17 protein-coding genes, 2 pseudogenes and 1 riboswitch are annotated in these 21524 nt (G+C 62.8%); of the genes and pseudogenes, 15 read left to right on the top strand and 4 right to left on the bottom strand.

The annotated features are described in order from the left end of the window. Positions 1–166: 166 nt before the first annotated feature. On the bottom strand, positions 167–1558 hold the full coding sequence (locus tag PCOSP_RS07550) for a sensor histidine kinase (RefSeq protein WP_139649688.1): 1392 nt from the start codon (positions 1556–1558) through the stop codon (positions 167–169). After that, positions 1551–2222 (bottom strand): response regulator, encoded by a 672-nt coding sequence (locus tag PCOSP_RS07545; RefSeq protein ID WP_175364266.1) that lies wholly within the window; start codon positions 2220–2222, stop codon positions 1551–1553. Before PCOSP_RS07545 ends, PCOSP_RS07550 begins: the two co-directional genes overlap by 8 nt. Positions 2223–2663: 441 nt before the next feature. Between PCOSP_RS07545 and PCOSP_RS07540 the strand changes: the two genes are divergently transcribed. Genes PCOSP_RS07540 through PCOSP_RS07525 form a run of 4 tightly spaced genes read left to right on the top strand, consistent with a single transcriptional unit; the run spans position 2664 to position 6704 of the window. Further along, complete coding sequence (locus PCOSP_RS07540; RefSeq protein WP_041020824.1) at positions 2664–3641, top strand: Bug family tripartite tricarboxylate transporter substrate binding protein; 978 nt, start codon at positions 2664–2666, stop codon at positions 3639–3641. Between the two features lie 55 nt (positions 3642–3696). Then, entirely contained in the window at positions 3697–4158 is a 462-nt protein-coding gene (locus PCOSP_RS07535; protein WP_024781296.1) for a tripartite tricarboxylate transporter TctB family protein, read from the top strand. Position 4159: 1 nt separating this feature from the next. Further along, entirely contained in the window at positions 4160–5674 is a 1515-nt protein-coding gene (locus PCOSP_RS07530; RefSeq protein ID WP_139649692.1) for a tripartite tricarboxylate transporter permease, read from the top strand. Next, positions 5667–6704, top strand: coding sequence for an AbrB family transcriptional regulator (locus PCOSP_RS07525; protein WP_175364047.1), 1038 nt, complete (start codon positions 5667–5669; stop codon positions 6702–6704). The genes PCOSP_RS07530 and PCOSP_RS07525 overlap by 8 nt, the downstream gene beginning before the upstream one ends. A gap of 112 nt (positions 6705–6816) precedes the next feature. Here the strand turns inward: PCOSP_RS07525 and ung are convergent, their stop codons facing one another. Then, positions 6817–7512 carry a uracil-DNA glycosylase gene (gene ung, locus PCOSP_RS07520; RefSeq protein ID WP_175386948.1) on the bottom strand — a complete coding sequence of 232 codons (696 nt, stop codon included), beginning with the start codon at positions 7510–7512 and terminating at the stop codon, positions 6817–6819. Between the two features lie 127 nt (positions 7513–7639). Here ung and PCOSP_RS07515 point away from each other — a divergent pair, with 127 nt between their 5' ends. Next, on the top strand, positions 7640–8752 hold the full coding sequence (locus PCOSP_RS07515) for an enoyl-CoA hydratase/isomerase family protein (RefSeq protein WP_139649698.1): 1113 nt from the start codon (positions 7640–7642) through the stop codon (positions 8750–8752). Positions 8753–8918: 166 nt separating this feature from the next. On the opposite strand, the gene PCOSP_RS07510 is transcribed toward PCOSP_RS07515, so the two are convergent. Then, positions 8919–9302 (bottom strand): hypothetical protein, encoded by a 384-nt coding sequence (locus PCOSP_RS07510; protein WP_139649699.1) that lies wholly within the window; start codon positions 9300–9302, stop codon positions 8919–8921. Positions 9303–9605: 303 nt separating this feature from the next. Next, positions 9606–9707: riboswitch (guanidine-I (ykkC/yxkD leader) on the top strand. Between the two features lie 60 nt (positions 9708–9767). Here PCOSP_RS07510 and PCOSP_RS07505 point away from each other — a divergent pair. The 10 genes and pseudogenes from PCOSP_RS07505 (at position 9768) to PCOSP_RS07460 (ending at position 21395) form a co-directional block, all read left to right on the top strand. Next, complete coding sequence (locus PCOSP_RS07505) at positions 9768–10835, top strand: putative urea ABC transporter substrate-binding protein (RefSeq protein WP_175364049.1); 1068 nt, start codon at positions 9768–9770, stop codon at positions 10833–10835. A 15-nt stretch (positions 10836–10850) separates the two neighbouring features. Beyond that, a complete protein-coding gene (locus PCOSP_RS07500; protein WP_041021088.1) occupies positions 10851–11666 on the top strand; it encodes an ABC transporter permease in 816 nt (271 codons plus the stop codon). After that, positions 11663–12451, top strand: a complete 789-nt coding sequence (locus tag PCOSP_RS07495) for an ABC transporter ATP-binding protein (RefSeq protein WP_041021089.1) — start codon at positions 11663–11665, stop codon at positions 12449–12451. Before PCOSP_RS07500 ends, PCOSP_RS07495 begins: the two co-directional genes overlap by 4 nt. Positions 12452–12465: 14 nt before the next feature. Beyond that, positions 12466–13191 carry an urea amidolyase associated protein UAAP1 gene (locus PCOSP_RS07490; RefSeq protein WP_139649705.1) on the top strand — a complete coding sequence of 242 codons (726 nt, stop codon included), beginning with the start codon at positions 12466–12468 and terminating at the stop codon, positions 13189–13191. A gap of 11 nt (positions 13192–13202) precedes the next feature. Then, complete coding sequence (locus tag PCOSP_RS07485) at positions 13203–13844, top strand: urea amidolyase associated protein UAAP2 (protein WP_175386944.1); 642 nt, start codon at positions 13203–13205, stop codon at positions 13842–13844. Positions 13845–14145: 301 nt separating this feature from the next. Next, the gene (gene uca / locus PCOSP_RS07480) at positions 14146–17787 is read left to right on the top strand and encodes an urea carboxylase (RefSeq protein WP_464710746.1); all 3642 of its coding nucleotides are present in this window, start codon (positions 14146–14148) and stop codon (positions 17785–17787) included. 22 nt (positions 17788–17809) lie between these two features. Beyond that, a pseudogene (atzF, locus tag PCOSP_RS07475) lies at positions 17810–19587 on the top strand (allophanate hydrolase). 257 nt (positions 19588–19844) lie between these two features. Further along, positions 19845–20456 (top strand): annotated as a pseudogene (locus PCOSP_RS07470) (GGDEF domain-containing protein); the annotation flags it as partial. Then, a complete protein-coding gene (locus tag PCOSP_RS07465; RefSeq protein ID WP_139649717.1) occupies positions 20449–20667 on the top strand; it encodes a cysteine-rich CWC family protein in 219 nt (72 codons plus the stop codon). The pseudogene PCOSP_RS07470 and the gene PCOSP_RS07465, both read left to right, overlap by 8 nt. Positions 20668–20702: 35 nt before the next feature. Then, on the top strand, positions 20703–21395 hold the full coding sequence (locus tag PCOSP_RS07460; RefSeq protein ID WP_464710744.1) for a pseudouridine synthase: 693 nt from the start codon (positions 20703–20705) through the stop codon (positions 21393–21395). Positions 21396–21524 lie beyond the last annotated feature (129 nt).

Here is a 21524-nt window from a genome sequence, read left to right as displayed (position 1 = left end):
GCTCACCTGTGGCGAGGGGATGTAGCGAAACTTCGCACCGCCCCGTTGGCGAAGCGGCCCTCCGCGTTCTGTCTGATACAACGTAGGGGGCCGCTTCGCAGCCCAGCGGGGATGAATCCCCTCGCCACAGATAAATCCCCTCGCCACAACCGGGTTAGCTTCAGGATCAGTCTGAGCCTGGGATAAAACTCACCCGCACCTTCAACCCACCCTCTTGCCCGTCATGCAGGCTGATCTGGGCCAGGTGGGCGCGGCAGATTTCTCCGACGATGGCCAGCCCAAGGCCAGAGCCGGCGACCTGCTGGTTGCGTCGGTAGAAGCGCTCGAAGACACGGTCGCGCTCGTGCAATGGAATGCCGGGACCATCGTCCTCGACCTCCAGCACCGCCGGCGCGGCGACCCGCAGAATCACGTTACCGCCCGAAGGTGTATGGGCCAGGGCATTGTCCACCAGATTGCTCAACAGCTCGTTCAACAAGGTCGGTTCACCGCGCAGCCACACCGGCTCGTCGGCTTCCAGGGCCAATGCCACACCCCGCGCATGAGCCAGCGGCGCCATGGCCATGCCCAGCTCACGGGCCAACTGGCTGAGATCCAGCAACTGCGCGCCCCCTTCGGCGATGGCCCGCGCACCGTTTTCCACCCGCGCCATGGACAGCAGCTGGTTGGCCAGATGCGTCAGCCGATCAGTGCCCTGGGCCGCGGTTTCCAGGGTTTCCCGCCAGGTTGCCGGTTCACTGGCGCGCAATCCCAGTTCAAGCCGCGCCTTGAGCGCAGCCAGGGGCGTGCGCAGTTCATGGGCGGCGTCAGCGATGAATTGCGCCTGGCGTTCGAACTGCCCGCGCAAACGCTCGGTAAAGTGGTTGAGGGCCCGCACCAGAGGCCATAACTCGTGCTGCACCTCCACCAGTGGCAACGGCCGCAGATCGTCCGACTGGCGTTCCTCCACCGCCGTACGCAAGCGCTCCAATGGACGCAACGCCGCGCTGACCGCGAACCACACCAACAACAGGGCGCCCACGGCCAGCATGCCAAGGCGCAACAGCGTGTCGGCCATCAGGCCGCGGGCCATGCTGACACGTGCCTCTTCGGTTTCCGCCACACGGATTTCCGCCATGCCGTTCATGTTCGGCTCGCTCACGGCCTTGAGCAGGCTCACCACGCGCACGTCCTGGCCCTGATAGCGGGCGTTGTAGAAGCGCGCCAGGGCCGGATAATCGTCCGTGCGCGGCGTGCCGGGTGGCGGGCCGGGGAGGTTCTCGTAACCGGAGATCAGTTTCTTGTTGATGTCGTTGACCTGGTAGTAAATGCGCCCGGCGCTGTCGTAGGCGAAGGTGTCCAGGGCCACGTAGGGCACATCCGCGCTGAGGCTGCCGTCGCGTTGCGACAGACCGGCGGCGATGGTCCGGGCCGAGGCCAGCAAGGTCCGGTCATAGGCCGTGTCCGCGGCCTCACGACCGTTCCAGTAGGCGCTCAGGCCGCTGGCCAGCATCAACACCACCAGCAACAGCGCCAGGTTGCGCAGCAGTCGCCAGCGCAGGCTGTCAGGTTTATGCATCGCGGGTTTCCAGCAGATAACCCAAGCCCCTGAACGTCACGATCGCCACGGCATGCCCGTCGAGTTTCTTGCGCAGCCGGTGAACGTAGATTTCAATCGCATCGGGACTGGCTTCTTCGTCCAGCCCGAACACCTGGGCAGCCAGTTGCTCCTTGCTCATCACCCGCCCCGGCCGCGCGATCAAGGCCTCCAGTACGGCTTGCTCGCGGGACGTCAGGCTCAACAATTCGTCGTCGAGGGTAAAGCGGCGGGTGTCCAGGTCATAGACCAGCCCGCCACAGCGCTGCTGGCGCTCGCCGCCCAGTACGCTGCGCCGCAACAGTGCCTTGACCCGCGCCTCAAGCTCGGTGAGTTCGAAGGGCTTGGCCAGGTAATCGTCGGCACCGAGGTTGAGGCCATGCACCCGGTCCTTGACGTCGCTGCGAGCCGTCAGCATCAACACCGGCAAGGTCTTGCCTCGGGCTCGCAGACGGGCGAGCACTTCAAAGCCGTCCATGCGCGGCAGCCCGACATCGAGCACTGCCACGGCGTATTCCTCGCTGCTCAGCGCCAGGTCGGCCGCCACCCCGTCGTGCAACACATCCACAGTCAAACCGGTGCTCTTGAGCGCTTGGGCGACGCTTTCGGCGAGCTGCAAATGGTCTTCGACGAGCAGAACACGCATGTTTTTTCCTCAATTCAGGAACAGTCGGCACCATTCACTGGCGCGGAGTTTACAGCCGCATCCGCTGCTGTGAAGCCTAAAAACATCCTGAAAGCTTTTGAAAGGTTAGCGAAAGGTTGGGCTATTAGAGTCCTCTCACGGACAGTTTCGACTGCCGATCGCCAAACACAATCGCGAACGAGAAACGCCCCGATGCGTTTTCACATAAGAACAATAAAGCGGAGTATCCCCATGCTGTCCATGCAGCCCCAGGCGCCCATGCCTGCTCGCTTTTCCCGCCCCAACCCGCCCCCCCGTGGCCAGTGCCGCCAGCGAATACCCGGACATGTGCCGGTGGGTCAGCTATAGATTCAAGTTCCTGCGTTGGACCTGTTGCCCGATCCAAAGGGTTCGGCAGCGCAACGACTGCAATACACAACAACAACTCCTGTGGAGACGAGAATGAACCTATCAATGCGTAAAGTAGCCCTGGCCGTCGGATGCCTGATGTTCACCGGACAATTGCTCGCCGAGCCGAAACGCCCGGAGTGCATCGCCCCCGCAGCGCCCGGCGGTGGTTTTGACCTGACCTGCAAACTGGCGCAAAGCGCGCTGGTAAACCAGAAGCTGTTGACCAAACCGATGCGTGTCACCTACATGCCCGGCGGTGTCGGTGCGGTGGCCTACAACGCAGTGGTCGCGCAACGTCCGGCGGACGCCGGCACATTGGTGGCCTGGTCCAGTGGTTCATTGCTGAATCTGGCACAAGGCAAGTTCGGTCGTTTCGACGAAACCAATGTGCGCTGGCTGGCAGCCGTGGGCACCAGCTACGGCGCCATCGCGGTGAAGAGCGATTCGCCCTACAAGAACCTCGATGATCTGGTGCAGGCCCTGAAGAAGGATCCTGGATCCGTCGTCATCGGTTCCGGCGGTACCGTCGGCAGCCAGGACTGGATGCAAACCGCACTGATCGCCAAGGCTGCGGGTATCGATCCACGCAAATTGCGCTACGTGGCACTCGAAGGCGGCGGTGAGATCGCCACTGCCCTGCTGGGCGGTCACATCCAGGTGGGCAGCACCGACATTTCCGACTCCATGCCCCACATCCTGAGCGGTGACATGCGCCTGCTGGCCGTGTTCGCTGAGAAGCGCCTGGACGAGCCGGAAATGAAGGACATCCCCACCGCTCGCGAGCAAGGCTACGACATCCTGTGGCCGGTGGTGCGCGGCTTCTACCTCGGGCCGAAGGTGAGTGATGAAGACTACGCCTGGTGGAAAGACGCGTTCGACAAGCTGCTGGCTTCCGAAGAGTTTGCCAAGCTGCGTGACCAGCGCGAACTGTTCCCGTTCGCCATGACTGGCCCGGAACTGGACACCTACGTGAAGAAGCAAGTGGCCGATTACAAGGTGCTGGCCAAAGAGTTCGGCCTGATCCAGTAACCGTCTCTGTTCTCGCGGTGGCGTCGGTTCCCCCGGCGCTGCCCAGGAGTTAGTCATGCTCACCCTCCAACGTATTTTTGCCGCGGTGCTGTTGCTGGTCTGTATTGGCCTCGCGCTGATGGCTTGGCCGTACCAGGCCGCTTTTTCCTACGAACCAGTGGGCCCCCGTGCCTTTCCCTTGCTGATGCTGGGATTGATGGGCCTGGCACTGCTGTACATGGTGTTCCGCCCTGTTCCCATCGTGCACAGCGAAGACGAACCGCAACTGGACCGTGAAACCCTGCAAAAGATCGGCATCTGCGTGGTGCTGCTACTGGTATTCGCCGGAACCTTCGAGCCCTTGGGCTTCATCCTCTCCAGCATCCTGATCGGGGTGCCGATGGCTCGCCTGTATGGCGGCCGCTGGGTGCCGAGCGTGGTGATCATCAGCCTGATGGCCATCGGTCTTTATCTGTTGTTCGACAAGCTGATGGACGTGCCGCTGCCCCTGGGCCTGCTCGACGTCCTGGAGAATTGATATGGATACCCTGAATTATCTCGGCCAGGGTTTCGGTGTCGCACTGACGCCTTATAACCTCGTCACAGCGCTGACCGGCACCCTGATCGGCACCGTGGTCGGCCTGCTGCCCGGCCTGGGGCCGATCAACGGCGTAGCCCTGCTGATCCCGATTGCGTTTGCCCTGGGCTTGCCGCCGGAATCGGCGTTGATCCTGCTGGCAGCGGTATACCTGGGTTGCGAATACGGCGGGCGCATCAGCTCGATCCTGCTCAACATCCCGGGGGAAGCTTCCACTGTGATGACCACCCTCGACGGCTACCCGATGGCCCGCCAGGGCCTGGCTGGCGTGGCGTTGTCGCTGTCGGCGTGGAGTTCGTTCATCGGTGCGTTCATCGCCACCTGTGGCATGGTGCTGTTCGCTCCGCTGCTGGCCAAATGGGCGATTGCCTTCGGACCGGCGGAATATTTCGTCCTGATGGTGTTCGCCATCGTCTGCCTCGGCGGCATGGCCGGCGACCGCCCGCTCAAGACGTTTATCGCGGCGTTGATCGGTCTGTTCCTGTCTTCTGTCGGGATCGATGCCAACAGCGGCGTGTACCGCTTCACCGGTGACAGCGTCCACCTGGCCGACGGCATCCAGTTCGTCGTGCTGGTACTGGGTCTGTTCTCCGTCAGCGAAATCCTGTTGATGCTGGAAAAAACCCATCGCGGCCAGGAAGCGGTGCAAGCCACCGGACGGATGATGTTCAACTTCAAGGAGGCCGCCTCGGTGTTCGTCGTGAACCTGCGATGCGGCGTGCTTGGTTTCATCATGGGTGTGCTGCCGGGTGCAGGCGCGACTCTGGCCAGTGCCGTGGCCTACATGACCGAGAAGCGCATCGCCGGTGCCAGCGGTACCTTCGGCCAGGGCGACAAGCGTGGCCTCGCCGCGCCGGAAACCGCCATCGGTGGCGCGGCCTGCGGCGCGCTGGTACCGATGCTGACCCTAGGCGTTCCCGGTTCGGGCACCACGGCGGTCATGATCGGCGCGCTGTCGCTGTACAACATCACCCCCGGCCCACTGCTGTTCCAACAACAACCGGACATCGTCTGGGGCCTGATCGCATCGTTGTTCGTGGCCAACATCATGCTGGTGATCCTCAACATCCCGATGATCCGCGTGTTCACCCGTATCCTGGCGGTGCCGAACTGGGCACTGGTGCCGGTCATCGCCATCATCACCGGCATCGGTGTCTACGCGGTGCACGCCACCACGTTCGACCTGTTCCTGATGACTGGTATCGGCATCTTCGGCTACATCCTGCGCAAGCTGGACTTCCCACTGTCGCCGGTCCTGCTGGGGTTCATCCTTGGCGGTCTGATGGAACAGAACCTGCGGCGCGCGCTGTCGATTTCCAACGGTGCATTGGAAATCCTCTGGTCGAGTCCGATCACCTTCGGCTGCTGGATCCTGACGGCGATCATGCTGTTCATGCCACTGCTGCGGATCTGGCGTCGCCGCGCCGCCCAACGACGTGCAGTGGCCAATGTCTGAAACAACCTTCAGACAATGGTGGGGAACACCGCTGGTCGGTCTGGCCGGCGGTTATCTGGCCAGCCTGATCGGCTGGCCTTTGCCCTGGATGGTCGGCTCGTTGCTGGCGATCATCCTGGTGCGTTGCCTGACGCCGTGGCAATTGAAGGAAATCCCCGGCGGCCGTAAATGCGGCCAATGGGTCGTGGGCATCGGTATTGGCCTGCACTTCACCCCGCTGGTGATGGAGCAGGTCCTGGGCCACTTCGGCCTGATCTTTTTCGGCGCGCTGATCACCAGCGTGTCCAGCGTGGTGAGTGTGTGGCTGATGCGCCGCACCGGCGAGGACCGCGCCACTGCTTTTTTCTCCAGCATGCCAGGCGGCTCCGGCGAAATGGTCAACCTTGGCTCGCGCAATGGCGCAGACCTGAGCCGCGTCGCCGCGGGCCAGAGTTTGCGAGTCCTGGTGGTGGTGCTGTGCGTGCCTGCTGCCTTCAAATACCTGTTGGGTGAAGGCGCACCGGTGCAGCACGCCACCACCGTGGATTGGCTGTGGCTGGTGCTGTTGTTCCCGGCGGGCGCCCTGCTCGCCTGGATCTGGGAACGCCTGCGTCAACCCAACCCGTGGCTGTTCGGACCGCTGTTGGTAAGTGCGGCGGTCAGTATCGGTTGGGACCTGCACATCGGCTTGCCCCATGGCGGCAGCCAGATTGGCCAGTGGCTGATCGGCAGCGGTCTGGGTTGTCATTTCAACCGGCAGTTCTTTCGACGAGCTCCGTCGTTCATGGGGCGTACCCTGATCGGCACCGTGTTGACGATGCTGATCGCCACCCTCGCGGCACTGGGCCTGAGCACCCTGACCCGCCTGGACCTGCGCTCACTGACCCTCGGCATGATGCCCGGCGGCATCGCGGAAATGAGCCTGACGGCAGAGACGCTGCAATTGTCGGTGCCGTTGGTGACGGCATTGCAGGTGATGCGGCTGCTGTTCGTATTGTTTCTGGCGGAGCCGTTGTTCAGGTATTGGATGCGACGATCGGGTCCCGACTGATCATTCGTGTCGCCCTTTTCGCGAGCAGGCTCGCTCCCACATTGATCTGTGCCAGCGCCGCACACTCTGTGGGAGCGAGCCTGCTCGCGATGAGGCCCGCACTGTCGAACACTTAAACCGGCGGCAATCGCCAATCGATCGGCGCCTCGCCGTGTTGTTCGAGAAACTTGTTGGTCCGGCTGAAATGCCCGCATCCCAGGAAGCCACGATAAGCCGACAGCGGCGACGGATGGACCGAGGTCAGCACCAGGTGCTTGGTGGCGTCGATCAGTTTCTGCTTGCTCTGGGCATGAGCGCCCCATAGCAGGAACACCAGATGCGGCTGATGCGCGCTGACCACTTCGATGACCCGGTCGGTAAAATGCTGCCAGCCCTTGCCCGCATGGGCGTTGGCATTGGCGCGTTCCACGGTCATGGTGGTATTGAGCAGCAACACGCCCTGGTCGGCCCAGCTTTGCAGGTAGCCGTGGCTGGGGATGTCGATGTTCAAGTCGCGCTTCAATTCCTTGAAGATATTCACCAGCGACGGCGGCGCAGGGACGCCCGGCTGCACCGAAAAGCACAGGCCATGGGCCTGGCCCGGGCCGTGGTACGGGTCTTGCCCGAGGATCACAACCTTGACCTTGTCCAGTGGCGTGGAATTGAGGGCATTGAAAATCAACGAGGCCGGTGGGTAGATCTCTTTGCCGGCGGCGTACTCCTGGCGCAGGAATTCGCGCAACTCTGCCATGTAGGGCTGGTCGAACTCGGCACGCAGCGCCTGCTTCCAGCTCGGTTCGAGTTTGATACGGTCGTCAGCAGTCATGATTGCACCCAGTAAAAACAATGGGCGCACCCTAGGAAAGCCTACATGGCTTGTCAATTGATCTGACGCAGAACCGGCACTTTCCCACACAGCGTTCATACTGAACATTCAATTTCTGATCGAGGTCACGATGAATCTGCACTTCGAAGAACTCACGGGCATCACGGGGGCCCGTATTGGCATCGCGACCCTGGATGCCGAAAAATCCTTGAACGCCCTGTCCTTGCCGATGATCAACGCGCTGCGCGATCGTCTCGATGCCTGGGCCCGGGAACCGCAAATCGTTTGTGTATTACTGCGTGGCAACGGCGCCAAGGCCTTCTGCGCCGGTGGCGAAGTACGCAGCCTGGTGGAGGCTTGCCGCGCCCATCCCGGTGAAGTGCCGCCGTTGGCGGCGCAATTCTTCGCGGCGGAATATCGCCTGGACTTCAACTTGCACACCTACCCCAAGCCCTTGGTGTGCTGGGGCCACGGCTATGTGCTCGGCGGCGGCATGGGCCTGTTGCAGGGCGCAAGCACCCGGATCGTCACACCGAGCAGTCGCCTGGCGATGCCGGAGATCAGCATCGGCCTGTACCCGGATGTCGGCGCCAGTTGGTTCCTGTCGCGCCTGCCAGGCAAGCTCGGGCTGTTTCTCGGCCTGACCGGCGCCCACATGAACGCCCGGGATGCCATCGACCTGGACCTGGCCGACCGTTTTTTGCTGGATGAACAACAGGACGACCTGATCGAAGGCCTGCTGCAACTCAACTGGCAGGAACAGACCGATATGCAACTCAACAGCCTGCTCAAGGCCTTGCAGCGCGAAGCCCTCGATCGGTTACCCGAAGCCCAATGGTTGCCACGTCGACAGCAAATCGACGAATGGCTGGATGTCAGCGACGTGCGCTGCGCCTGGAAGGCCCTCAGCCTGCTGGTGGATCATCCGGATCCGCTGATCGCCCGGGCCGCCAGGACCATGACCGAAGGCTCACCGCTGACCGCTCATCTGGTCTGGGAGCAGATCGCCCGAGCCCGGCACTTGTCCTTGGCCAGCGTGTTTCGCATGGAATACACACTGAGTCTCAATTGCTGCCGACATCCTGAATTCAGCGAAGGCGTGCGGGCCCGGTTGATCGACAAGGACCAGAAACCCCACTGGCACTGGCCGGACATCAACCATGTGCCTGAAGCGGCGGTGGAGGCGCATTTCCACAAAGCCTGGGAGGGGCGGCATCCGCTGGCGGATCTGGCCAATGAGTAGAAGTCCCGAGCGAAACCGGGTGGGAGCGAGCCTGCTCGCGATAGCGGCGTATCAGCCAACTTTAATGTCACTGACCCGACGCTTTCGCGAGCAGACTCGCTCCCACAGGTTTTGTTGCAGGCAAAAAAAAGCGGCGCTCGATGCGCCGCTTTCAATTATCTGGAGATCAGCGATGGCTGCCCCGTCCATCGTGGTCGCCCCGTCCTCGATGATCACGCCCGCCACGCCGATTATCATCCCAACCACCCCGGTCACGGCCGTCCCAGCCGCCCCGACTCGGATAAGACCGATAGGCCGCCCGCGGCGGTGAATAGTAGCGAGGGCCGGGTTGATAGTAGCGCGGTGCCGAATAGTAGCGTGGCGCCGGTTGGTAATACCTTGGTGCCGAATAGTAGCGCGGCGCCGAGTAGTAGCTCCCACCGCCGTAATAGACCGGCGCTGGTGAGGTATAGACCTCGGAACGGTAATAGCTCGAGTCTCCGTCGTAGTAAGGCACGCAGGCCGAAAGAGTCAAACCGAGAAACGCAATGAGCAGCAGTCGTCGATACATGGCGGCCTCCTGGACCGCGGATGGGCCACATCAGCGACGCTGATGGGCGGCAGTCAACGTTGTGTGACTGACGCATATTCAGACAGCAAAATCGGAATCTGGTGCGATGTGGCAACAACTGGAAACATGTCGCTCGTCGCCCTCTTCCGGTGCGCGACGGCACCACAAGCACGCACAAATCCGCCCTCAAGCATCCCTTATCAACACCCGCTCTCTCTAGTCCGGGCCTTTGCCCGAATTGGCACGGCTCTCGCTTTAATAATTCCGTGCAGGAGTCATCACAGGTTCGCGGCACCACAATTTGCAATGGCTGACTAGGGTTCCGGCTCGCTTCTGGCGAGTGGCTGGTCCGAGAGTTGGCGACCTCCAGTTGAGGTTACACGGCGGGACAAAAGCCCGGGAGACAAGCCACCGTTCGCGGTGCCGCGTTGCTCCTGTCCGCCCTTGATCAACTGGAGAACCACCATGCTCAAGCTTCGTCTGTCCGCCCTGCTCCTCGCCGCCCTTTCGGCCCTCGCGAGCTTCTCGTCCATCGCCGCCCAGAAAGACCACTTCAGCGTCTGCTGGACTATTTACGCCGGCTGGATGCCCTGGGAATACGCCGGTAGCCAAGGCATCGTCGATAAATGGGCAAAAAAATACGGCATCAAGATCGATGTCGTGCAGCTCAACGATTACGTCGAATCCATCAACCAGTACACCGCCGGTCAGTTCGACGGCTGCACCATGACCAATATGGACGCCCTGACCATTCCCGCAGCCGGTGGCGTGGACAGCACGGCGCTGATCGTCAGTGATTTCTCCAACGGCAACGACGGCATCGTCCTCAAGGGCGAAGGCAAGAAAGTCGCCGACCTCAAGGGCATGGACGTCAATCTGGTGGAACTGTCGGTGTCCCATTACCTACTGGCCCGCGCCCTGGATTCCGTTGGCCTCGCCGAGAAAGACCTGAAAGTCGTCAACACCTCCGACGCCGATATCTCCGCCGCCTTCAACACCGACCAGGTCAAGGCCGTCACCACCTGGAACCCGATGCTCTCGGACATCAAAGCCCAGCCAGGCGTGAGCGAAGTGTTCAATTCCAGTCAGGTTCCCGGCGAAATCATGGACATGATGGTGGTCAACACCCAGACCCTCCAGGACAACCCAGCCCTGGGCAAAGCGTTGACCGGCGCCTGGTTTGAAGTGGTCGCCCTGATGAACGCGAAAAACGCCGGCAGCAAGGCAGCGCTGGAGCACATGGCCAAAGCCTCGGGCACTGACCTGGCCGGCTTCCAGGCGCAACTGGACACCACCAAGCTGTTCGCCACGCCCAAGGAAGCCCTGAGCTTCGCCACCAGCGAGCAACTGCCCGCCACCATGGGCAAAGTGGCCAAGTTCTCGTTCCAGCACGGCTTGTTGGGCGAAGGCGCCAAGAGCACCGACGCGGTTGGCATGACGTTCGCCAATGGCGTGACCCGCGGCGACAAGGCCAACCTCAAGCTGCGCTTCGACCCGACCTACGTACAACTGGCCGCCGACGCCAAGCTGTAAACCGGAGGACCTGGCATGCGCCTGATCAACCGCTACCCGGATCGTCCCAGCCGCTTGTTGCTGGTGATCCTGCCATTCGCGCTGGTGTTGTTCGCCTACTTCATGGGCTCGGCCGAACGGTTGACGGACAACCCCAACGACAAGCTGCTGCCCAGTGCCGTGCAAATGGCCGATGCGGTCGAACGCCTGGCCTTCACACCAGATGCCCGCAGTGGCGAATACCTGCTCTGGCAAGACACCGCGTCGAGCCTGCGCCGGTTGGCCATCGGCCTGGGCATCAGCGCCCTGGCCGGGTTATGCCTGGGCATGGCTGCCGGGACGCTGCCACTGTTTGGCGCACCGTTATCGCCGTTGCTCACGGTGCTGTCGATGGTGCCGCCGCTGGCCATCCTGCCGATCCTGTTCATCGTCTTCGGCCTGGGGGAACTGTCGAAAGTGATGCTGATCGTGATTGGTATCACACCGTGCCTGGCCCGCGACCTGGAACAACGCGCCCGGGAAATTCCATCCGAGCTGCTGATCAAGGCCCAGACCCTCGGCGCGTCGACCTGGACGCTGATGCTGCGGGTGGTGCTGCCGCAACTGCTGCCGCGCCTGTTGATTTCCCTGCGGCTGATGCTGGGTTCGGCCTGGCTGTTTCTGATCGCCGCCGAAGCCATTGCCTCCACGGATGGACTGGGCTATCGGATTTTCCTGGTGCGTCGTTACCTGGCGATGGACGTGATCCTGCCGTACGTGGTGTGGATCACCCTGCTCGCCTGGCTGATGGACTGGGGCCTCAAGCGCCTGACCCGGCAAGCGTTCCCCTGGTACGAGGGGGCGAAGGCATGAGCTTCATTACGGTGAACAATGTCTGGCAACAGTACGCCGATCAGGTGGTACTGGAGCGTTTGAACCTGAAGGTCGCCGAGGGTGAGTTCTGCACCCTGGTGGGCGCTTCGGGTTGCGGCAAGTCGACCTTCCTGCGTCTGCTGCTGGGCCAGGAACGCGCCAGCCGCGGACAGATTCTACTGGACGGCGAGCCCTTGGCCGGCGAACCGGATGCCAGCCGGGGCGTGGTGTTCCAGCGTTATTCGGTGTTCCCGCACCTGAGCGTGCTGGACAACGTGACCCTGGGCCTGGAGTTGCCGCGCTCGCCGCTGCTGGGCCGCCTGTTCGGCAGCGCCAAGCGCCAGGCCCGCGAAGACGCCGCGCAACTGCTGGACAAGGTCGGCCTGGGCCATGCGCTGGATAAATACCCGGCGCAACTGTCCGGGGGCATGCAACAGCGACTGGCGATCGCCCAGGCACTGATCATGAAGCCGCGTGTCCTGCTGCTGGACGAGCCCTTCGGCGCCCTCGACCCGGGCATTCGCAAAGACATGCACAGCCTGTTGCTGGAGCTGTGGCGCGAAACCCGGCTGACGGTGTTCATGGTCACCCACGACCTGAGCGAAGGTTTCAGCCTCGGCACGCGCCTGCTGGTGTTCGACAAGGTCCGTGTCGACCCGCACGCCCCCGGCGCCTATGGCGCACGTATTACCTACGACATTCCATTGAACAGCGACCGCCGCACCGCCCGTGCCGCCGTCGACGCCCTGCCCGCCGAACTGGCCGGCACGTTGCGTATCGCTTGAAAGGAGTTTTTGCCATGACCGATTCGACCCAATTGTTTACACCTTTCGCCGAAGAACTGCTGCCCGGCGGCGGCCACCGTTCCTTCGTGCTCAAGCGCGGCCAACTGCTGCGCCTGACCGATCTGCGCGGCGGGGCCAACGTGAGCCTGACACTGCTCAATGCCAACGAAAAAACCGAACGCCTGAACCTGCCCGACAGCCTCAAATGCCAACACACCGCCAAGCTCACCGCCGGCCATTGCCTCTACTCCGACATGGGCCGGGTGCTGGCGGCCATCACCGCCGACACCTGCGGCTGGAGCGATAGCCTGGGCGGCGTGCTCTGCGCCGAGGAAGTCGCTGAAAAATACGGTCAGGGTCGCTATCAGGAACTGCGCAACGGGTTCTTTCGCAACGGCACCGACAACCTGCTGGTGGAGCTGGGCAAATGGGGGTTGGGCCTGTCCGACCTGCTGATGACCCTCAACCTGTTCAGCCGGGTCAACGTCGATGAGGCCGGCCGCTTTCACTTCGTCGAAGGCCATTCCAAGGCCGGTGATTACATCGAGCTGTACGCCCCGATGGACACCCTGGTGGTACTGACCGCGTTGCAACACCCAATGGACCCGAACCCGCAATACGCGCCACAACCGCTCAAGCTCAGCTGGATGAACGCCGACGCCAGCGTCGCCGAGCACTGCCGTCATTCGCGCCCGGAAAACCAGCGCGGCTTCATCAACACCGACCGCCTGTTCGCCTGAGGATCGCCGCCATGTCACTCGCCATCGCCACCGTACAAAAGCAGCCTGACGCCGCCATCTATCGCGCCACCATCCCCGCCGGGGAACCCTGGCTGGTGGAGGTCAAGAAGGGCCAGACCCTGCGCATCCTCGACCTGGAAGGCAACCAGGCGGTCGATACGCTGTTCTACAGCCTGGCCAACCCCAAGGAACGCTACGACGTGCAGCGCACCCTGCGCCGGCAGAACTGCGTTTACCTGAGCACCGGCAGCGTGCTGTATTCCAACCTCGGCCACCCGATGCTGACCATCGTCGAAGACACGTGCGGGCGCCACGACACCCTCGGCGGCGCCTGCGCCCAGGAAAGCAACACCGTGCGCTATGCCCTGGAAAAACGCTACATGCACAGCTGCCGCGACAACTACCTGCGGGCCTGCGCCCACGACGGTCGGCTGGGCAAGGGCGACATCGGGCCGAACATCAACTTCTTCATGAACGTGCCGGTCACCGCCGATGGCGGCCTGACCTTCGAAGACGGGATCTCGGCGCCGGGCAAATATGTCGACTTGCGGGCCGAGATGGACGTGATCGTCCTGATCTCCAACTGCCCGCAACTGAACAACCCGTGCAACGCCTACAACCCCACGCCAGCGGAGCTTTTGATATGGAACTGAAACTCACCCGCCTTCGCCGCTGGCTGTTCGCGTTGTGCCAGAGCCGGTCGGGGCAGTGCATCAAGTAAACACAGATTCATGCACACCACCTCCCCCCTGTGGGAGCGAGCCTGCTCGCGATAGCGGTCTGTCAGTCACAACGATGTTGGATGTACCACCGCTTTCGCGAGCAGGCTCGCTCCCACAAGGGCCGCAGTGATGCTTGGAGGTTTGCCACCTGGGACGACCCCGGCGGCCATCGAAAACTGCGGGACGGCCCGCATCCCAGTTCAGGCAGCACGCATGCCTGAGGGGTAATGCCATGTTCGAAAAAATCCTGATCGCCAACCGTGGCGCTATCGCCTGCCGCATCCTGCGGACCTTGCGTGAGCTGAAGGTCAAGGGCGTGGCGGTGTATTCCCAGGCCGACGCCGCCAGCTTGCATATCCTCCAGGCCGATGAAGCCCACTGCCTGGGCGAAGGCGCGGCGGCCGGTACTTACCTGGCGGTGGATAAGCTCCTGGCGGTTGCTAGAAGCAGCGGCGCGACCGCGATCCACCCCGGCTACGGCTTTCTCTCGGAAAACGCCGCCTTCGCTGAAGCTTGCGAGGCTGCCGGAATTGCCTTCATCGGTCCGACGCCAGAGCAACTGCGTGTGTTCGGTCTCAAGCACACCGCCCGCGACCTGGCGCGCCGGCACGGTGTGCCACTGCTCGAAGGCACCGAACTGCTCGACAGCCTCGACGCCGCGCTCTTGGCGGGTACAAAGCTCGGCTATCCGGTGATGCTCAAAAGTACCGCGGGCGGCGGCGGCATCGGCATGCGCGTGTGTCGCAGCGCCGCCGACCTGAGCGAATCCTTCGAAGCGGTCAAGCGCCTGGGCCAGAACAACTTCAGCGACGCCGGGGTGTTCATCGAAAAGTACATCGAACGCGCGCGGCATCTTGAAGTGCAGGTATTCGGCGATGGTCTGGGCCAGGTGATCGCCCTGGGCGTGCGCGACTGCTCGGTGCAACGGCGCAACCAGAAAGTCCTCGAGGAAACCCCGGCGCCGAACCTGCCCGAGGGCATGGCCGACGAACTCTGTGCAGCGGCGATCCAACTGGCCCAGGCCGTGAACTACCGCAGTGCCGGCACCGTGGAGTTCGTGTTCGACAGCGACGCAGGGCGCTTCTATTTCCTGGAAGTGAACACCCGCCTGCAAGTGGAGCACGGCGTCACCGAGCAGGTGTGGGGCGTGGACCTGGTGCGCTGGATGGTGCAACTGGCGGCCGGTGACTTGCCGCCACTGAGCGAGCTGGGCCGAGGTTTGAAAGCCGAGGGCCACGCGATCCAGGCGCGCCTGTATGCCGAGGACCCCGGTCGGGATTTCCAGCCAAGCCCGGGGCTGCTGACCGCCGTGGAATTTCCCCGGGCCGACGGCAAAGCACTGCGCATCGACACCTGGGTCGAGGCCGGTTGCCAGATCCCGCCCTACTTCGACCCGATGATCGCCAAGGTTATTCGTTGGGCGCCCACCCGCGAGCAGGCACGCCTGGGCTTGCATCAAGCACTGGACGAAAGCCTGCTGTACGGCGTCGAGACCAACCGCCAATACCTGCAACAGATTCTCCTCGACACACCGTTTGCCAGCGGCCAGCCCTGGACCCGCTGCCTGGAAGCGCTGATCTATCGCGCCAACACCGTCGAAGTGCTCAGCCCCGGCACCCAGACCAGCGTCCAGGACTATCCCGGCCGCCTCGGCTATTGGGCCGTGGGTGTGCCGCCGTCGGGGCCGATGGACAGCCGTTCCCTGCGCCTGGGCAATCGCCTCTTGGGCAACGAAGAAGGTGCGGCGGCATTGGAAATCACCATGAACGGGCCGCTGCTGCGTTTCAACTGCACTGCCCGGGTGGCGGTGACCGGTGCGGTGATTGCCCTCACGCTCGACGGCGAAGCGGTGCCGATGAATACACCGTTGTCGATTGCTGCCGGCGCCACCCTCGCGATCGGCAACATCTCTGGCGCCGGGGCGCGCAGTTACCTGTGCCTGCAAGGCGGCGTACAAGTGCCGGATTACCTGGGCAGTAAAAGCACCTTCACCCTCGGCCAGTTTGGCGGCCACGGCGGACGAGCGTTGTGTACTGGCGACGTGTTGCACCTGGCATCGCTGGACGAGCACGCGACACTGCCGCCAACGCGCGCGCCGATCCTGGAACTGCCAAGCGTGCGGCAGATCCGCGTGATCTACGGTCCCCACGGCGCACCCGAATATTTCACCGAGCGCTACATCCAGACGTTCTTCGACACGGCCTGGGAAGTGCACTTCAACTCCAGCCGCACCGGCGTGCGCCTGATCGGGCCAAAACCCGAATGGGTCCGTGCCGACGGTGGCGAGGCCGGGCTGCACCCTTCCAATATCCATGACAACCCCTACGCCATCGGCGCCGTGGACTTCACCGGCGACATGCCCGTCATCCTTGGTCCCGACGGCCCGAGCCTGGGCGGCTTCGTCTGCCCGGTGACGGTGATCGAAGCGGACCTCTGGCAGTTGGGGCAACTCAAGGCGGGAGACAAGGTGCGGTTTGTGCCGGTGGATATCTCCACCGCCCGCTCACTGGCCCTGAAATGGGATCAGTGTGGGAGCGAGCCTGCTCGCGAAGGCGATCTTTCAGTCATTGGATCATTGACTGTCAGGCCGCTATCGCGAGCAGGCTCGCTCCCACAGGGGATCGTGTCGCCTGTGGTATTGGATATCGGTCAAGGCGACACCCGGATGGTGGCGAGATTAGCCGGCGACACCCACCTGCTGCTGGAAATCGGCGCCCCCGAACTGGACCTGGTGCTGCGCTTTCGCGCCCATGCCTTGATGCAAGCGTTGGAACACAAGCAACTGGCCGGCGTGATCGACCTGACGCCAGGCATTCGCTCGCTGCAAGTGCATTACCAACCCGAGCAAATGCCCCTGGCCGATCTGCTGCCCCTCATCGTCGGTGAATGGGACGCAGTGTGCGCCGCCCAGGACCTGCAAGTGCCGTCGCGCATCGTCCACCTGCCGCTGTCCTGGGATGATCCGGCCTGTCAGCTGGCCATCGAGAAATACATGACTACGGTGCGCAAGGACGCGCCCTGGTGCCCGAGCAATCTGGAGTTCATCCGGCGCATCAACGACCTGCCCAATCTCGATGAAGTGCAGCGTACAGTGTTCGACGCCAGCTACCTGGTGATGGGCCTGGGGGACGTCTACCTCGGCGCACCGGTCGCCACGCCACTGGACCCACGACATCGACTGGTGACTACCAAATACAACCCGGCCCGAACCTGGACCGCGGAAAACTCGGTGGGCATCGGCGGCGCCTACATGTGCGTATACGGCATGGAAGGGCCTGGCGGCTATCAGTTCGTCGGGCGCACGTTGCAGATGTGGAATCGTTATCGGGACGTCGCCGCCTTCGACGGCAAACCCTGGCTGCTGAGGTTCTTCGACCAGATCCGCTTCTATCCGGTCAGCGCCGATGAACTGCTGCGCATCCGCCGGGACTTCCCCCTGGGCCGCTTCAACCTGGAGATCGAGCAGAGCCAGCTCAATCTCGCTGACTACCAGCATTTCCTGACCCAGGAGGCTGACAGCATCGCCGCGTTCCGACGCCAGCAACAAGGCGCCTTCGACGCTGAGCGCGAGCGTTGGATCGCCAGTGGCCAGGCGCACTTCGACAGTGAAGAACCGGCTATCGCGCCGAGTGAAGATGCGCAGCTGACTGACGGTCAACTGAGCGTCGACAGCCACATCGCCGGCAACCTCTGGCAGGTTCAGGTGAAGGTTGGCGCTCGGGTCGCCGCCGGCGATGTGTTGGTCATCCTGGAGTCGATGAAGATGGAAATACCGGTGCTGGCACCCGTGGCCGGGGTGGTACACGAGGTGCGCGTCCAGCCCGGTTCGGCGGTGCGCGCCGGACAGCGCGTCGTGGTGCTGGAACATGACTGAACTCAATCAAAGGATTAACACCATGAACCTTTCGCTTCGCTTGGACGACCTGCGTAATGCCTACCGCAGCGGCGAACTGACGCCTCGGAAATTGCTGTTGGACCTGCGGGAAAAAGCCGCGGCGCTGAACCCGGACTATCACCTGTTTATCCACCTGCTGACGGCCGCGGAACTGGAACCCTACCTGGCCGCGCTGGAAGGCCGCGACCTGGAGAGCCTGCCGCTGTACGGCGTACCGTTTGCCATCAAGGACAACATCGACCTGGCCGGCATTCCAACCACCGCAGCCTGTCCGGCATTTGCCTACGTACCGGACCGTTCGGCCACCATTGTCGAGCAGTTGCTGGCACTGGGCGCGATCCCCCTGGGCAAGACCAACCTCGACCAATTCGCCACCGGACTCAATGGCACTCGCTCGCCCTACGGTGCCTGCCGCAACAGTGTGTTGCCCGACTATCCGGCAGGCGGTTCGAGCGCCGGTTCGTCGCTGGCCGTGGCCTTGGGCGTGGCAAGTTTTGCCTTGGGCACCGACACCGCCGGCTCTGGTCGGGTGCCAGCGGCGCTGAACAATCTGGTGGGGTTGAAGGCCACCCTGGGGTTGATCTCCACGGCGGGCGTGGTTCCGGCCTGTCGCACGCTGGACTGCGTCACCACCTTCACAGGGACGGCGAAAGAAGCCAGCCAGCTCTTGGCGCTGACGGCCCGTCCAGACCCTCGTGATGACTACAGTCGTCACAACCCGCAGTGGAACGATGGCACCGCGTTCGGCACGCCCCGGCGCTTTCGCTTCGGTGTGCCGCGCCAACAGGACCTGGCGTTTTTCGGCTGTCCTGAAGGTCCGCAACTGTTCCTGGATGCCATTGAGCGCCTCGAACGTCTGGGCGGCGAAGCCGTGGAACTGGACCTGTCGCCGTTCCTGGAAGCGGCGCGGCTGCTTTATGAAGGCCCGTGGGTGGCCGAACGCTACAGCGTTGCCGGCCCATTGATGGAGCGCGAGCCCGACGCCGTACTGCCCGTCATCCGTGCCGTATTGGCGAAAGCACCCACGGTGGATGGCGTACAAACCTTCCGCGCCCGCTATCGCTTGCAAGCGCTCAAAGCCCAATGCGACCGGGCCATGGACGCGCTCGATTGCGTACTTACCCCGACCATCGGCCGGCCGGTGACCCTCGCAGAACTGGCCGCCGAACCCGTGTTGCGCAACTCGGAGCTGGGGTACTACACCAATTTCATGAACCTGCTGGACTACGCCGCCGTCGCCGTGCCCAGCGCGTTCATGGCCAACGGTTTGCCCTGGGGCGTGACGTTGTTCGGTCGAGCGTTCACCGATCAATACCTCTTGAGCGTGGCCGACGCCTTGCAGCGTCAACAGGGCAAGGCCTTGCCCGTTCCCGGCCATCCGGCCCGCCATGACCGGGCGCGACTGGTGGTGTGTGGCGCACACCTGGACGGGTTGGCACTGAACTGGCAGCTCAAGCAACGCGGTGCCCGGCTGATCGAGGCCACCCAAAGCTCGCCGGACTACCGCCTCCATGCCTTGGCCGGTGGCCCACTCTTGCGTCCCGGCATGGTTCGGGTTCGTGAAGGCGGCGTGGCGATCGAGGTCGAAGTCTGGGAGCTGCCGAGCAGTGAACTGGGCTCGTTCCTGACTGGCATTCCCGCACCGTTGGGGCTGGGCAAGGTGCAACTGGCCGATGGGCGCTGGGAAAGTGGATTCATCTGCGAGTCGTATGGCCTGGAGGGCGCTCAGGACATCAGCCATCTGGGGGGTGGCGAGCTTATCTGACGACCCTTGAGTAAACACTGCCCTGTGGCGAGGGGATTTATCCCCTCGCCACAATCTTGCAAACCGGCAAATCTGAATGTCTTTTCCCACAAGGCCACTAAACTGACTTCATTGGGTCTGTGCCAAGGGAATCGCCATGTCGCTCCGTTCGCCGTTGTATTCCCAGCGCAAGCCGCTCCTGGCGGTGGTGGCGCTGCTCGGTACAGGTTTCCTGATCATTGCGTTGCTGGGTTATTACGCAGCCCATGCCTCTGTGCGTGACCACATGCTCAAGACGCTGTACTTGAACCTGCTGATCGGCGTGCTCGTGACGCTGGCGGTCCTGGCCATCCTTTATCGGCTGATCAATCACTACCAGCAGCGCATCGACGCCCAATCCACCCTCGACAGCCTGACCGAATTGCCGAACCGTCGTGGCTTCGACCTGCTGGCCGTGCAAGCCCTGCACGAAGCCCAGCGCGAGCCCAAACCCTTGACGGCGCTGCTGGTGGAGCTGGACGATTTCAAGCGACTGGACACCACCCATGGTCACATCGTCAGCGACCAGCTGCTGAGCGGATTTGCCCGCGACCTGAGCGATAGCCTGCGGCATTCGGACATCGTGTGTCGCTGGAGTACCGACACCTTTGTCGTCCTGCTCAAGGACACCGACGGACAGACAGGTCTGAAAATCGCCGAAAAGATTCGTCAGCACATCGAGAGGCAGCGCTATTTCTGCAGTGGCAAGCAACTGTTGGCGACCATCAGCATCGGCCTCACCACCTTGCAGGATAACGACACCTTGCACAGCCTGCTGTCGCGGACCGATCATGCACTGCAACGTGCCCGACAGACCGGAAGCAACCGAACCTGCGTTGAGATGCCTCACTCCAGTTATGAATAAACCCGACCTGTGCCCTGCCTGCGGCAGCGCCAATGACTGCACCCTGGCAAACCCGAAAACAGCCGACCGAACCTGCTGGTGTTACGGCGTGAGTATCGACCCGGCCGTGCTCGAGGCATTGCCGGTCGAGCTGCGCGATCAATCCTGCCTGTGCCCGCGCTGTGCCCAGGTCGAGAACCAACTGCGCGCCAAGCAGCAGCCGATCCAGTAAGATTCCCGCCCTCCGCTCCCAGGCCTGAATGCCCCATGCGCGTCGACCGTTTCCTCAGCAATCTGCCGCGCTTCAATCGCCAACAGGTCCGGTTGTTGTTGGTGGCGCGCCGGGTGCGCATCGACGGACAGGTGATCAGCGACCCGCACGCCCAGGTCCGCGAGTTCAGCCGCGTCGAAGTCGACGACGAACTGCTGCAGGCAGGCCGATCGGCGCGGTATTTCATGTTGCATAAACCTGCCGGCTGCGTCAGTGCCACGCGCGATCCGCAGCATCCCACCGTGCTCGATTGGCTGGACGAACCGGACAAGGACGACCTGCACATCGCCGGGCGCCTGGATTTCAACACCACCGGGCTGATGCTGATCACCAATGACGGCAGTTGGTCGCGACGCCTGACCCAGCCGCAAACGAAGCTGCCAAAGGTCTACTACGTCGAGACCGAGCAGACCATCACTGCCGAGTATGCCGTCACCTTCGCCCGTGGCCTGTACTTTGCCTTCGAAGACCTCACCACCCAGCCTGCGGAGTTGGCGCTGCTGGGGCCGAAGTCGGCGCGACTGAGTATCGTTGAAGGGCGCTATCACCAGGTCAAGCGCATGTTCGGCCACTTCGACAACAAAGTGTTGCGCCTGCACCGCGAACGCATGGGGCCGCTTTCGCTGGATGCAGATCTCGAGCCGGGCCAATACCGCGCCTTGACCCCGGAAGAGGTCTGCCTGATCTGAGCCGATGACCGCCGGGCAGAAGTGTCGAACAATTTTCAAAAGGACACTTGCGCAACGGCCGTCCCCCTGCTTGAATCAAACCGTCGGCCGAAATGTGACCGATGAGTCACCCCATACCTCTAAGAAACT

It is taken from the genome of Pseudomonas sp. MAFF 730105 (assembly GCF_055380705.1).
Note: the sequence above shows the minus strand (reverse complement) of the source record. Positions and strands in the feature narration are given on the sequence as shown.